Annotated in this window: 10 protein-coding genes; all 10 read left to right on the forward strand. The window is 55.7% G+C overall.

The genetic code is table 11. The features are described from left to right. Positions 1 to 37 precede the first annotated feature (37 nt). Positions 38 to 754 carry an LOG family protein gene (locus NP590_RS04845; protein ID WP_256601117.1) on the forward strand — a complete coding sequence of 239 codons (717 nt, stop codon included), beginning with the start codon at positions 38 to 40 and terminating at the stop codon, positions 752 to 754. Positions 755 to 801: 47 nt separating this feature from the next. Then, the gene (locus tag NP590_RS04850; RefSeq protein WP_256601118.1) at positions 802 to 1,782 is read left to right on the forward strand and encodes an AAA family ATPase; all 981 of its coding nucleotides are present in this window, start codon (positions 802 to 804) and stop codon (positions 1,780 to 1,782) included. Between the two features lie 154 nt (positions 1,783 to 1,936). After that, positions 1,937 to 2,425 carry a CreA family protein gene (locus tag NP590_RS04855; protein ID WP_256601119.1) on the forward strand — a complete coding sequence of 163 codons (489 nt, stop codon included), beginning with the start codon at positions 1,937 to 1,939 and terminating at the stop codon, positions 2,423 to 2,425. Then, positions 2,422 to 3,339: a DUF58 domain-containing protein gene (locus NP590_RS04860; RefSeq protein ID WP_256601120.1), complete on the forward strand. Its 918-nt coding sequence runs from the start codon at positions 2,422 to 2,424 to the stop codon at positions 3,337 to 3,339. The genes NP590_RS04855 and NP590_RS04860 overlap by 4 nt, the downstream gene beginning before the upstream one ends. Positions 3,340 to 3,435: 96 nt before the next feature. Next, entirely contained in the window at positions 3,436 to 7,440 is a 4,005-nt protein-coding gene (locus NP590_RS04865; RefSeq protein ID WP_256601121.1) for an EAL domain-containing protein, read from the forward strand. A gap of 7 nt (positions 7,441 to 7,447) precedes the next feature. Beyond that, entirely contained in the window at positions 7,448 to 7,912 is a 465-nt protein-coding gene (locus tag NP590_RS04870; RefSeq protein WP_256601123.1) for a DUF4381 domain-containing protein, read from the forward strand. Further along, positions 7,909 to 8,895 carry a vWA domain-containing protein gene (locus tag NP590_RS04875; RefSeq protein ID WP_256601124.1) on the forward strand — a complete coding sequence of 329 codons (987 nt, stop codon included), beginning with the start codon at positions 7,909 to 7,911 and terminating at the stop codon, positions 8,893 to 8,895. Before NP590_RS04870 ends, NP590_RS04875 begins: the two co-directional genes overlap by 4 nt. 1 nt (position 8,896) lies before the next feature. Then, on the forward strand, positions 8,897 to 10,705 hold the full coding sequence (locus NP590_RS04880) for a VWA domain-containing protein (RefSeq protein ID WP_256601125.1): 1,809 nt from the start codon (positions 8,897 to 8,899) through the stop codon (positions 10,703 to 10,705). Positions 10,706 to 10,917: 212 nt separating this feature from the next. After that, positions 10,918 to 12,027, forward strand: coding sequence for an efflux RND transporter periplasmic adaptor subunit (locus NP590_RS04885; RefSeq protein ID WP_256601127.1), 1,110 nt, complete (start codon positions 10,918 to 10,920; stop codon positions 12,025 to 12,027). Positions 12,028 to 12,041: 14 nt separating this feature from the next. Next, a complete protein-coding gene (locus NP590_RS04890) occupies positions 12,042 to 15,200 on the forward strand; it encodes an efflux RND transporter permease subunit (protein WP_256601129.1) in 3,159 nt (1,052 codons plus the stop codon). The last annotated feature ends 2 nt before the right edge of the window (positions 15,201 to 15,202 follow it).

The raw sequence follows: 15,202 nt of genomic DNA on the forward strand, positions 1-15,202 counted from the left end.
TACAGCCAATTTAAGCGCGAACATTTAAGGAACCTACATGGCCTGCATCAATAATCGCACCACCGTCAGCTCGGCCTCGTCCAGCATCATCGACGACTTGAAGGGCGACCAATCCTGGCGGATATTTCGCATCATCAGTGAATTTACCGAGGGCTTCGACGAATTGTCCGGCCTTTGCGATGCGATTTCGATTTTCGGTTCGGCGCGCTTGCCGGCGGAGCATTTTTATTATCAAAAAACCGTGGAACTGGCGGAACTGCTCAGCAAGGAGGGGTTTGCCATCATCAGCGGCGGCGGCCCCGGCGTCATGGAAGCCGCCAACAAGGGCGCGCACCTGCAAAATCAGACCTCCATCGGCTTGAACATCGAATTGCCGATGGAGCAAAAAGCCAATCCCTACCAAAGCCTGTCGCTGAATTTTCGCTATTTTTTCGTGCGCAAGGTCATGTTCGTGCGTTACTCGATGGGTTATGTCTGCATGCCGGGCGGATTCGGTACCCTGGACGAATTTTTCGAAGCCTTGACCCTGATGCAGACGCACAAGGCCTATCCCTTGCCGCTGGTGCTGTTCGGCAGCGATTTTTGGGGCGGATTGATGGACTGGCTGCGGCACAAAATGCTCGAATACGGCACTATTTCCGTGGAGGATTTGAATTTGATTACCGTGACCGACGATCCGCAAGAAGTCGTCAATATCATGTCCGCGCACCGGGAATGGAAAAATAAGCAACGCCATCTTCATCCCACGCCATAGGCTTATTCTTGGGCTTCACTCTATATTCGAACGGAATTCAGCAAACCATGACCGATTTGACTCCCGCGCAAACCGCGCTACAGCAGCTTAAAGACCACATCAACACTCAAATCATCGGCCAGGACGTTCTGGTCGAACGCATGTTGATCGCCTTGCTGGCCGACGGCCATTTGCTGGTGGAAGGCGCGCCCGGTTTGGCCAAAACCCGCGCCATCAACGTCTTGAGCCAAGGTTTGGAAGCCGATTTTCACCGGGTGCAGTTCACCCCGGACCTGTTGCCGGCCGATTTGACCGGTACCGAGATTTACCGCCCGCAACAAGGCAGCTTCGAATTCCAGAAGGGTCCGCTGTTTCATAATCTGATATTGGCCGACGAAATCAACCGGGCGCCGGCCAAGGTGCAGGCCGCTCTGCTGGAAGCCATGGCCGAGCGGCAAATCACGGTCGGCAAGGCCACCTATCCACTGCCGCCCCTGTTCATGGTGATGGCCACGCAAAATCCGATCGAACAGGAAGGCACTTATCCGCTGCCGGAAGCCCAATTGGACCGCTTCCTGATGCACCTGAAAATCGATTATCCCAACGCCGCGCATGAAAAAGCCATTCTGCATCTGGCTCGCGTCGAAGCGCGCGGCGCGCGGCAAGATAGCCTCGGCGCGGTCGAAAAAGTCAGCCAGCAAACTCTGTTCGCGGCCCGCGACGAAGTGCTGGACATTTACATGGCCGAAGCCCTGGAGCAGTATCTGCTGCAACTGGTATTGGCGACCCGCTCCCCGGCCGCCTACGGCGAAGAGCTGGCCAAGTGGTTGGAATACGGCGCCAGCCCCCGCGCCAGTATCGCCCTGGATCGTTGCGCCCGCGCCAGGGCCTGGCTGGAACGGCGCGATTTTGTCGATCCGGGCGATATTCAGGCCGTCGCTTACGATGTGCTGCGGCATCGCTTGATCTTATCCTACGAGGCCGAAGCCGAAGGTATCAGCGCCGATGACGTGATCAAGCAACTGATTTCGCGTATTCCGGTGCCCTGAGCCATATTCCGCGAAACCATGGCCGGCCCGCTTGCAATGGCCGCTTCCGCTTTCATTCCACCCCAAGGTAGCCCCGATGAAAAAACTCCCGCTTAGGATTCCGCCCACAATAACTTCCGCATTCGGTTCCCTCCGCCTACGGAATAGGATTAGCTTGAGGGATATCAACAGGGAAGTTATATCGCACGCAATCCTTATCGCCTTGTTGTTGCCGACCGTTTCAGCCGTCAGAGCGGAAAACGTCGGTTGCGTGACCACCGCCTGGAAACTGCTGGGGGCCAATCACAAGGTTTGCGTGGAAGCCTTCGCCGACCCGAAAATTCCCGGCGTTACCTGCCATGTCAGCCAGGCCAAGACCGGCGGCGTTTCCGGAACCCTCGGTTTGGCCGACGATCCGTCGCAATTTTCGTTGGCCTGCCGGCAAACCGGGCCTATCCAACTGCCCGCCAATTTACCCAAGGACGAAGAAGTGTTTTCCGAAGGCACATCCTTTCTGTTCAAGGAAACACGGGTGATGCGCTTGTGGGACAACGCGCATAATACCTTGATCTATCTGGCCGTCAGCCGCAAGTTGATCGACGGCGCGCCGATGAACAGCATCTCCACCGTGCCGGTGATGCCCTGGGGACCCGGCGCGCCATGAGCCCAAGCGCCGTGCCCGAAAACGATCGCGTCGCGGTCAGCCTGAAAACCCTGGTGGATTTGGCCAAACCGGCCGCCATGCTCAATATGCGCCCCAGGCAGATCCGGGCCGCGCAAAGTGGCAATTACCTTTCGCATTTCAAGGGCCGCGGCATGGCGTTTGCCGAAACCCGGCTGTACCAGCCCGGCGACGATGTGCGGCGCATGGATTGGCGGGTCACCGCGCGTACCGACAAGCCGCACAGCAAGGTGTTTTGCGAGGAGCGCGAGCGGCCGCTGTTCATTTCGGTGGACTATCGCCCCGGCATGGCTTTTGCCACCCGAGGCGTATTCAAATCCGTGCAGGCCGCCAAATTGGCCGCTTTGCTGGCCTGGGCCGCCCTGCGGCGGGGCGACCGCATCGGCGGCCAGATATTCAGCGATGCCGGTTGCCTGGAATTGAGGCCGCGTAGCGGCAAAGCGGCTTTATTGCGTTTTTTCGATGCCTTGACCCTGCCGGTTTACCCCGACGGCGGCGGCAATGATTTGACATCGGCCCTGGCCAGATTGCAACACCATGCCCATCCCGGTAGCCGGATTTACCTCATCAGCGATTTTCGCGGCCTGGACCCACTGGCTGAAAACCATTTGGCCCTGATAGCCCGGCATTGCGAGGTGGTTTTGCTGCAGATTTTCGATCCCTTGGAAAGCCGGCTGCCGGAAAAGGGTCGCTATCGTTTTACCGATAAAATCCGCGACATCCTGCTGGATACCGGCGAAAGCCGGCAAAGCCATGCCTATCAGCGCAGATTTCAGGAACGCCAGGCGCATTTGAAACAGCTGTGCCGTAAGCTGCGCATGACCTTGCTGACATGCGCTACCAATCAGTCGCCGATCGAAGTGTTAAGCGCCACCCACGCGCAATGGACCGCCTGACGTTTGCCCCTATGTTGATGCTTCAGCCCGGCTGTTTGCCGGGCCGCGAAATACACCAGGATGAATAAAGCCCGTTATTGCCTTCGTCTGCTTTGCTTGACAACCTTGATAATCCTGGGCGGCTGGCTGGGGTTCATGACGGTGATTTACCCTGTCTATTCCAGCCCGCTATGGCCGCCGGCCGGTCTGAGTCTGGCGGCGTTGTTGATTTGGGGCCGCTCCGCCTTGCCGGCCGTTTTGCTGGGAGCCTTCGCCAATAACCTGTTGGTTGCCGGTCAAATGGTCGGCGACTTGCGTAGCGAATTCGTCGTCGCCGCCTTTTTGATCGGCACCGCCAGCGCCCTGCAAGCCCTGGTTGCCGCTCAGCTGTCGCAAAAATACCTGGGGCCCGGCGTGCCGGCCCTGGACGGACCGCGCGGCATTCTGCTGTTTTTTCTCTTGACCGGGCCGGTGGCGAATCTGGTTGCCGCCAGTTTGGGCGTGCTCTGCTTGTGGGGTTTCTCCATGACCCCCACGCATTTGCTGGGAGCCTCCTGGCTGCACTGGTGGATAGGCGACAGCCTGGGGGTATTCATCATCAGTCCGTTGATGTTTTGTCAGTTTGCGCAACCCCGCAAGTTGTGGGCCGCCCGACGGCAATGGGTCGGCCTGCCCCTGTCCATCACCTTGCTGGCGCTGACCAGCATCTTCGTATTCGTCCAGCGGGCGGAACACGACCGCATTCAAATGGATTTCGACGGTCAGGCGCGAATGATCAGCCGGCAACTGATCGAATACGGCGAGAACGCCGTAGACAACAGTCTGGCTTTACGCGATCTGTATATGGCCGCCGGCTCGGTAAATCGGCGCCAATTCGCCCGCTTTTCCCGGTCTTTACTGACCAGACATCCCGAGCTGCAGGCATTGGAATGGCTGCCCAGGGTCGCGTTGACGGAACTGGCCGACTTCGAACGGCAGATACAAAACGAAGGTTTTGCCGATTTTAGAGTGGTCGAACGCGATGCCGACGACAAGTTGATTCCGGTTAAGAGACGGGCGGAGTATTTCCCCATTGCCTACGTCGAGCCCATGCGCGGCAACGAGCCGGCCTTCGGCTTGGATTCGGCCGCGACCGCCATTAGCCGCGCTTCCAAACAACAGGCACTCGCCAGCGGCCGGCCCAGCGTCAGTCAGACCCTGACGCTGATTCAGCGGCGGGATGCCGAAGCCAGCGTATTGCTGTCCATTCCGGTGTTTGCCGTCGACGGATTGAAGGGCTTCGTGTCGGCGGTGGTGTTACCGAGACGCTTGGTGGAAACCGCCTTGGCGGGGCTCGATTTAGAGGACTTTGCCGTAACCATAAGCGACGTTGCCGCCGCCGAAGGTCATTCCCTGTTGTATCGGAAAGATGTTGCCCATCCCGTTAGCGCCTACAGCAATATAAGGCCGTGGCAACAGGATTTTTTGTTCGCCGACCGGGTCTGGCGCATCGGCATCCTGCCGGATAGCGGTTTTCTCGATCGGCGCGGCTCCTGGCTGCCCTGGTTTACCCTGTTAAGCGGCATGGGTTTGACCAGTTTGTTCAGCATCTTGCTGCTGACCATCAGCGGTCGTGCCGCGCAAATCCAAACCCTGGTCGACCGCCGCACGCTGGACTTGCAAACCACCAACGCCGAATTGCAAGCCGCCGAACGGCAGGTGCGGGAATCGGAAGCCTATCTGCGCACTATTCTCAACTCGGTACCGGAATGCATCATGTTGATGACGCGGGACGGCGAATTGCTGAACATCAACCCGGCCGGACTGTCCATTCTGGGCGCCGACAGCCTGGGGCAGATCCAGGCGCTCAAACCGGTAAATTTACTGTTGCCCGATTACCGGAGCAGCTTTAGCCAGACTATCGAACAGGTGTTTGCCGGCCATACCCGCTCGCTGCTGATGCAGATCGGCAATTTGAAGGGCGACATCCGCTGGCTGGAAAGCACCTCGGTGCCGGTGCGCAATGACGAAGGGCGCATCGTGGCGCTATTGAGCATGGCTAGGGACATCACCGAACGCAAGGCCGCCGACGACAGGCTCAAACTGGCCGCCAGGGTGTTCGGCGAAGCGCACGAAGGCATTTTGATTACCGATGCGGAAGCCACCATCATCGACGTCAACCCCACGTTTTGCGACATCACGGGATACAGCCGCGACGAAGCCATCGGCAAAAAGCCCAGCCTGCTGAAATCCGGTCGGCAAGAACCCGCTTTTTACCGGGAAATGTGGCAAACCCTGCTGACCAAGCTGCATTGGCAGGGCGAAGTCTGGAACCGCAAGAAAAACGGCGAGCTGTATGCGGAGCTGCTCAGTATCTCGGCGCTGTGCGACGACCGTGGGCAAATCATCTATTTCATCGGCCTGTTTTCCGACATCACCCAGATCAAGCAGCAACAGCAAATGTTGGAGCTAATGGCGCATTATGATCCATTGACGCGCTTGCCCAACCGCACGCTGTTCAGCGACCGCCTGTTGCAAGCCATCGCCCGCAGCAAGCGTGAAAAGTTGCTGCTGGCGGTTTGCTTTCTGGATCTGGACGGCTTCAAGCCCGTCAACGATCAACTGGGGCACGGTGCCGGCGATCAGGTACTGATAGAGGTGGCCAAGCGGATCAAACAAAATTTGCGGGAAGAAGACACCGTTTCCCGCCACGGCGGCGATGAATTCGCCCTGTTGCTGACCGGTTTGCATAGCGTGGAAGAAATCAGTCAAACGCTGACCCGTATTCATAACGCCATAGCGGAAGCGTTTTTGATTGACGGACAAAGTGTCAACATCGGCGCCAGTAGCGGGGTCAGCATATTCCCGCTGGACGATGCCGACGCCGATACCTTGCTGCGCCATGCCGATCAAGCCATGTATCATGCCAAACTGACCGGCAAAAACCGTTTCCAGCTGTTCGACGCCAGCCAGGATCAATTGGTGGTCGATCATCACAATCAATTGCAGGAGCTGGAAACAGCCTTTGCCAACCACGAGTTCTGTCTGTTTTATCAGCCCAAAATCAGTCTGAAGACGGGGCGGATCACCGGCGTCGAAGCCCTGATACGCTGGCAACATCCGAAAAAGGGGCTGGTATCGCCCTTGAATTTTCTGCCGGTGTTGGCGGCCACCGAGCTGGAAATAAAGCTGGGCAATTGGGTCATGGAACAGGCTTGGCTGCAACTGAATCACTGGCACCGGCAAGGTTTGAAAATCGAAGTCAGCGTCAACGTTTCCGCCTACCACCTGCTCTGGCCGGGATTTATCCCCTACTTGGAAAAGCTGTTGGCAAAACACCCGCGGATGGCCTCGCGCCATTTACAACTGGAAATTCTGGAAAGCACCGCCCTGGACGATCTGGCGGCGGTCAACCGTATCGTTAAAACCTGCCATGAAGCATTGGGCATAGGCGCGGCCCTGGACGATTTCGGCACCGGTTATTCGTCATTGACCCATTTGCGCCACCTGCCGGTGGATACGGTCAAAATCGACAGGAGCTTTGTGCGGGACATGCTTGACGATCCCGACGATTTTGCTATTGTGGAGACCGTTATCGGCCTGAGTCAGGCTTTCGGCAATCAGGTGGTCGCCGAAGGCGTGGAAACCGAGGAACAAGGTCTGGCCCTGCTGTTGTTGAACTGTTATGTCGCCCAGGGCTATGCGATTGCCAAACCCATGCCGGCGGATGAAATGCTGGGCTGGATCCAACATTACCGGCCCTTTCCCATCTGGGAGACCTACGCAAACAAGGAAATGTCCGCCGATCAAACCCAGATCGCCTTGCGCAGGCTTGATCTCCGGCAATGGCTGCGGCGGGTCGAGCAATGTCTGCACGGCAACCGCAACAACATGGCTTGCTGGCCCATCATGCAGCCGCGTAAAAGCCATTTCGGCCGTTGGCTCAGGCAAGCCCGGCAACAGGAACAATACAACAGGGTCTGGTTGCAACAAGTAACCGCCCTGCACGAACAACTGCTGCATAAGGGCGATACGTTGATGCAACAATTTTGGCAAGGCGAAGCGCAAACCGCCCGGGCGGGTTTCGCGGAACTGGAAAAGCTCCAACAACAACTAGAAGACTGTCTGACGGAAAATGCCTGATTCAGCCATGGAACCCTTAGCCTTGAGAGACATCCGCTTGCCCGAGGACATAGGCTGGTGGCCGCCGGCGCCCGCTTGGTGGTTGCTGCCGTTGTTGCTGATTTTATTGATTTTGGTTGGCCGTTACGCATATCGCCGGCTGACCCGCAAAACCGCCGTCAAGCGCGCCCAAACCTTGCTGAACCGGATGCGCCGACAACAAAGCGATACCAAGCAGACCTTGACCGAGCTGTCGGCCTTGTTGCGCCGCGTCGCGATCGGCACGGAGCCGCGCGCCGGCGTGGCGCAATTGCACGGCCAAGCCTGGTTGGAGTATCTGGACCGCAAACTTCCGGACGCCCCGTTCAGCCAGGGTGTGGGCCGTTGTCTGGCCGATAGTCATTATCGGCCGGCGCCGGCGGATGACGCCGACCTGGAAGCCTTGTTTGCCTTGTGCGAACGCTGGCTCAAGCAACGAGGTAAGTTGTCATGATGGCTTTTCAATGGCCCTGGCTGGGCTTGTTGCTGCCGTTGCCGTTTTTATTGCGCCGGCTGCTGCCCGCCAAACCGCAACCTCGGCAAGCCGCGCTGATCGTACCTTTTCTGGACGAACTGCCCGCCGGCCGAGCGGACGGCTTGGGCAGTCAACAGCGCTGGCCGTTGTGGGTGGCCGGACTGGCCTGGATTTTTCTGCTGTTGGCTTGCTGCCGCCCGCAATGGCTGGGCGACCCCCTGGAACTGGCCGTAAGCGGCCGCGACCTGATGTTGGCGGTGGATGTGTCCGGCAGCATGGTGGAAAAAGATTTTGTGATTGACGACAAACGCTACGATCGCCTGACCGCCACCAAATATGTGGTGAGCGACTTTGTCAAACGCCGGGTGGGCGACCGGCTGGGTCTGATATTATTCGGTACCCGAGCCTATTTGCATGTGCCGTTGACTTTCGATCGCCAGACCGTGGAAACCCTGCTTAACGAAGCCTTTATCGGTATTACCGAGGACGAGCCGCAAACCTCCATCGGCGACGCTATCGGCTTGGCCGTCAAACGTCTGCAACATGAAAAAAGCGCCAGTCGGGTATTGATTTTACTGACCGACGGTGCCAATACCGCCGGCGAATTGACGCCGCTAAAGGCCGCCGAGATTGCCGCCGAACACCAATTGAAAATCTACACCATAGGCGTGGGGGCGGACGAAATGCTGGTGCGCGGACTGTTCGGCACTCGCCGGGTCAACCCCTCCGCCGACCTGGATGAAAAAACCCTGCAAGCCATTGCCGATACCACCGGCGGCCGTTATTTCCGGGCCCGCAATACCGAAGAACTGGAGCAGATCTATCAAATTCTGGATCAACTGGAGCCGGTGGAAAAGGACAAGCAGTTTTTCCGTCCGCGCGCCGAGCTTTATGTCTGGCCGCTGGCCGTTGCCATGGCCTTGGTCGCGCTGTTGGCCGTCAGTCGTTTGAGGTTGCGCTGAAATGTCGGCGGATTTTCATTTCCTCAGGCCATGGTGGTTGCTGAGCGTGGTGCCGGCAGCCATATTGCTGTACGCATTGATGCGCCACAAATACCAGCGCGGCGACTGGGCCGCTGTCTGCGACGCCGAACTGTTGCCCTTCATCCTGCAGGAAAAACCTCGGTCGATGCAAAGCGGGGGCTGGCTGGCGGCCGCTTTGGCTACTTTGTTGTGCATTCTGGCCTTGGCCGGCCCCACTTGGGAACGTTTACCGAGCCCGGCCTTTCGCAACGATTCCGCCTTGGTGATAGCGCTGGATTTATCCGAATCCATGAACGCCACCGACATCAAACCCAGCCGCATCAGCCGGGCCCGCTACAAAATCAGCGATATTTTGCAACAGCGCAAGGACGGCCAAACCGCCTTGCTGGTATACAGCGGCGCGGCCTTTACCGTTACCCCTCTGACCACGGATACGGCCACCATCAATAGTCAGATAGAGGCCTTGACCACCGACATCATGCCCAGCACGGGCAGTAACACCGGCCTTGCCATCGAAAAAGCCGTCGAGTTGCTCAGGCAGGCCGGTTTGGCGCAAGGCGATATTCTGCTGGTGACCGACGGCGCCGATGCCGACAGCGCGAGCCGCGCCGGCCGCTTGTTGGGCGACTATCGCCTGTCTGTATTGGCTTTGGGCAGCCCGGAGGGCGCGCCCATTCCGCTGGCAGGCGGCGGTTTTTTGAAGGACGGGCGGGGCAATATCGTGGTGGCCGGTCTGGATAGCGCGGAACTGGCACAATTGGCGGCAAACGGGCGGGGGATTTTTCAGGCGGCAACGGCCGACGACAGCGATATCGAGCGATTGGGCGGGTTGTTTAACCAAGTGCAACAGAAGGCACAAAACCAAAAATCCGCTATGCTGCTGGAGCAATGGCGGGAAATGGGGCCGTGGTTGTTGTTGCTGGTTCTGCCGTGGGCGGCATTGCGTTTCAGAAAAGGCTTGTTGACCCTTGCCCTGTTGTGCCTGCTGCCCTTACCCAGGCCGGCGGCCGCGCTGGATTGGCAAAGCCTGTGGCAAACCCCCGATCAACGCGGCCAACAGGCGTTTCGTCAGCAACAATACCGCCAAGCGGCGGAACAATTCGACAACCCCGACTGGCGGGCCGCCGCCCAGTATAAAGCCGGCCAATTTCAGGAAGCGGCCGAGACCCTGAAAGACACGCAAAGCGCGAACGGTCACTACAATCGCGGTAACGCCCTGGCCAAGGCCGGTCTTTTGGACGAGGCATTACAGGCTTATGGCGAAGCGCTCAGGCTGGATCCGAATCACGCCGATGCCCGGTACAACAAAGAATTGCTGGAAAAACAACAGCAAAAACAGCAAGAGCGGCAGCAGCGGGATAGTCAGTCTGCCGCGGAGCCGTCATCCGAACAACAGCAGGCGGATGAGCAAAAGGATCAAGCCGGCCAGCCCCAGTCCGCCCAAAATCAGCAGCAAGGCGGGCAGGCGGAGCAAGAACAGCAAAAACCCGATCAAAGCCAAGCCCAATCAGAAGAACAATCCGAACAAAGCCAAGGCAAGCAGCGGCAACCGGAACCGGAGGTCGACAAGCCCGACGACGCCCGCCGCGAGCCTAAAAATCCCGAGCCGGAACAGTCCGCCGGCGACCAACCGGCCGCCCTGCCCGCCACCGAACAGGACGAAGCCCGCCGCGCCAGCGAACAGTTGTTAAAACGCATACCCGACGAACCCACCGGATTGTTGAAGCGCAAGTTCAAATATCAATACGGCCAACGCGCCCCGCCTCCCCATAACGGTCCGGACTGGTAAGCCGGGGCGGTTTGTTTTGCCGCCCGACAAACCTTCCGGCCGAATCAAGCAAAGCCCGGCTCAGCGCCGCATCGGCCGGCGGCCCATCCGGCAATGGCTGATTTACCCAATGGGTTTTATAGCGATTGAGCATGGATAAAAATCGCTGATTATTTATTGGAGCGAAACCGATTTCGGTTTCTAAACAGTAACCAAATACCGATTCCCTAACAATGAAAATCAAACAAATTCCCTGGCTTGCCTTGTGTTTAACCATCACAGCCTGCGGGCCGGAACAAACTGCTGAAACCAAACCCGAAAGTTACGAGGTCATCAGCCCCATCGTCAAAAATACCCCATATACCAGCGAGTACGTGGCTGAAATTCAGTCGGTCAGGTATGTCGAGGTCAGAAGCAAAATCAAGGGCTTTATCGAAAAAAACTACGTCGACGAAGGTCAGACGGTCAAGAAGGGCCAGCTTTTGTTCAGCCTGAGTTTCATGGAGCACGAAAAGGAATTGCAAAAAGCCAACGCGGACTATAAAGCCGCCATAGCCGATTTAAAGGCTTCGGAAGTTGAATTGGGCAATGTGAAGCGGCTGGTGGAAAAGAATATTGTTTCCAAAACCGAGCTGGAAGTATTGGAAGCAAAAATCAATGCCTTAAAAGCCAAGGTGGAAGAAGCTCAGGCCAACAAGGAACAGGTGGCTCTGCATCTGGATTTTTCGCAAATCAAGGCGCCGTACGACGGCATCATCAACCGCATTCCGCATAAGGTCGGCAGTTTGATCGAGGAAGGCGACATGCTGACGTCCATTTCGGATAACAGCGAAATATTCGCCTATTTCCACCTGTCGGAAGTCGATTATCTGAATTACATTTCCGGCAACGAAGAAGAAATGAAAGTCGTCAGTTTGCGGCTGGCCAATAACGAGCTGTATCCGTATAAAGGCAAAATCGAAATGATAGAAAGCGAGTTTGATCGCGAAACCGGCAATATTGCTTTCAGAGCGCGATTCCCCAACTCGGACGGTATTTTGAAACACGGCGCCAACGGTAAAATTGTAATCAATAAAACGTTGAAACAGGCGCTGGTCATTCCGCAAAAATCCACCTTCGAGGTTCAAGATCAACTATATGTCTTCGTGGTCGACAAAAACAATGTTTTACACCAACGTAATATTGTTCCCAAAATGCGTTTTACCGACTATTACGCTATAGAATCTGGTTTAACGAAGGACGACAGAATTGTATTTGAAGGCGTGGATAGCGCCAAGGACGGAGAGAATATTGAACCTAAATTCGTCGATTTAGCGGCTTCCATGTCCGAAGTTCGTCAGTAAGGGAGTACGCCAATATGACCGCTAAATTTATACACCGTCCGGTGCTGTCCATCGTTATCTCCGTGATCATTACCCTGATGGGGCTGATTTCGCTGACACAGCTGCCTGTCACCCAATTTCCGGATATTGCTCCGCCCGAGGTCAGCGTGACCACCAAATTTACAGGAGCCAATGCACAAGTGGTAGTGAAAGCTGTATTGACGCCTCTGGAACGCGCCATCAACGGTGTTCCCGGTATGGCTTACATGTCGTCGGTTTCCGGCAACGATGGCAGTGGTCTGATCAGCATCATTTTCAAACCCGGTACTAATCCGGATGTGGCGGCGGTGAACGTGCAGAACAGGGTTTCTTCCGCCATCGATGAGTTACCCGCTGAAGCGATAAAGGCGGGGGTAATTGTCGAAAAAGTGCAAAACGCCATGCTGCTTTATATCAATATTCTCAGCGATGATCCGGCGGCTAACGAAAAATTTCTTTACAACTTCACCGACATCAACATTCTGAAAGAGCTCAAACGAATAGAAGGTGTCGGTTTTGCGGAAATCCTGGGTGCCCGCAAGTATGCGATGCGAGTCTGGCTGAAACCCGACAAACTGCTGATGTACAACATTTCGGCAACGGAAGTCATTGACAAGCTAAAGGCCCAAAACGTGGAGGCGGCACCCGGTAAAATCGGTGAAAGTTCCGGCAAAGAGGTGCAGTCCTTGCAATATGTGCTGCGTTACACCGGCAAGTACAACACTAAGGAAGGCTACGAAAATATCGTGTTATCGGGTAGCGATAATGGAGAAATCATTCGTCTCAAGGACGTTGCGGATATTGAACTGGATTCGCAAGGCTACGATGTAATTTCCAAAGAAAATGGCCGCCCATCCGCGGCGATTTTACTTAAACAGCGGCCGGGGAGTAATGCCAAGCAGGTTATCGAGAACATCAAAACAACGATGGAAAAACTAAAAGGCGACACTTTCCCCCCCGGCATGACTTACACCGTCAGTTATGACGTTTCCAAATTTCTGGATGCTTCCATCCACGAAGTGCTGAAAACTTTATTTGAAGCCTTTGTGCTGGTGGCGCTGGTGGTGTTCATCTTCCTGCAGGACGTGCGGTCGACTGTGATTCCGATTATCGCCGTACCGGTTTCGCTAATCGGTACCTTCTTCTTCATGCAGTTGTTGGGGTTTTCGCTAAATCTCATTACATTGTTCGCCCTAGTATTGGCAATCGGTATCGTGGTCGATAACGCCATCGTGGTAGTGGAAGCGGTACATGCCAAAATGGAGCATTCGCACATGGGCCCCAAACGCGCGACCGAGCATGCCATGCGCGAAATCAGCGGCGCAATTATCGCCATTACCCTTGTGATGTCGGCGGTATTTTTACCGGTATCGTTCATGGAGGGCCCGGAAGGCGTGTTTTACCGCCAATTTTCGCTGACCATGGCGATTTCGATTGTGTTATCGGGAGTCACGGCGCTCACATTGACGCCAGCCCTATGCGCAATGTTTCTGAAAAATCTGCACGACCACAATCATCATCAAGCTTCGAGGACGCAGAAGTTTTTCAGTGGTTTTAACCGCTGGTACGACAAGTTGTCCGATCGGTATAAATCTCTTATTGCACTGATCGGCAACCGCAACGTGATCACATTTGCCATCTTGCTGGGCTTTTCGGTCGGCGCCGGCTTGATTGGCCATGCCGTGCCTTCCGGATTTATCCCGGAAGAGGACCAAGGCACCATATATGCAAACATTACCACCCCATCTGGGGCGACCTTGGAGCGTACCGAGAAAGTTTCCGATGAAGTGCAACGCATCGCTTCCGAACTGGATTCCGTTGCCTCTGTCTCCAGTTTGGCTGGCTTTAGCTTGTTGTCGGAAGGTGTCGGCGCGGTATACGGCATGAACCTGATTAGTCTCAAAAATTGGGACGAACGCGAAGCCTCCGACAAGGACTTGATGAAAGTTTTAGAAGAAAAAACCCGCCATATCAAGGACGCCTCGGTCGAATTCTTTACACCTCCTCCAGTACCCGGTTACGGGAACTCGAGTGGCTTTGAAATGCGTTTGCTGGACAAGACTGGCTCGGACGATCTGGAAAAGCTGCAAAAGGTTGCCCACGATTTCATCGATGCGCTTAATGCACGCCCCGAAATTACCAATGCCTTTACTACGTTCAACGCCAGTTTCCCGCAATTCATGTTGCATATAGACGGAGACAAGGCGGCGCAAAAAGGTGTCACGGCGGATAACGCCATGAGTACGCTGCAAACCCTGATAGGTAGCGAATATGCTACAAATTTCATTCGTTTCGGGCAGCTTTACCGCGTCATGGTGCAGGCTTTACCGGAATATCGCGCGGCGCCGGAGGATTTATTAAAACTGTATATCAAAAACGATGCCGGCCATATGGTGCCTTTCTCGTCTTTTTTGAGTATCGAGAAGGTTTACGGTCCCGAGCAGGTTACGCGATACAACATGTATACGTCGGCTTTGGTTAACGGGCAGCCCGCGCCAGGCTACAGTTCCGGTCAGGCCATTAGTGCCATCAAAGACGTTGCCGCGAATACATTACCCAAAGGCTTTGGTTACGACTGGGCCGGGTCGTCACGCGATCAGGCTAATGCCGGCAATCAAGCCATCTTTATCTTTTTGATCTGTTTAATCTTTGTTTATTTATTGCTTGCCGCGCAATATGAAAGCTTTTTATTGCCTTTTGCGGTGATTTTTTCCTTGCCTATAGGTATATTCGGCGCCTTGTGCTTCCTGATGCTGATGGGGCTGGAAAACAATATCTACGCACAAATCGCCATGATCATGCTGATCGGTATTCTGGGTAAAAATGCCATCTTGATTATCGAGTTCGCCGCCTTGAAACATAAGGAAGGTAAATCGCCTTTTGAAGCGGCAGTCGAGGGCGGCGTGTTGCGCTTACGGCCGATTTTGATGACCTCGTTCGCCTTCATCGCCGGCTTGATACCGCTGATGTTCGCCTCGGGCGCCGGCGAGATCGGCAACAACACCATAGGCGCCGCGGCGGCGGGCGGCATGATTTTCGGCACCATTTTCGGCGTGATCATCATCCCTGGTTTATACGTGGCTTTTGCTGGCGTTCGGGATAAGCATCGTCACCACGGCAAGAAAGAAGAAGCCCCCTTTACCGAAACCTTTTAATT

Source organism: Methylomonas subterranea (assembly GCF_024505185.1).
Taxonomy (GTDB): Bacteria; Pseudomonadota; Gammaproteobacteria; order Methylococcales; family Methylomonadaceae; genus Methylomonas; species Methylomonas subterranea.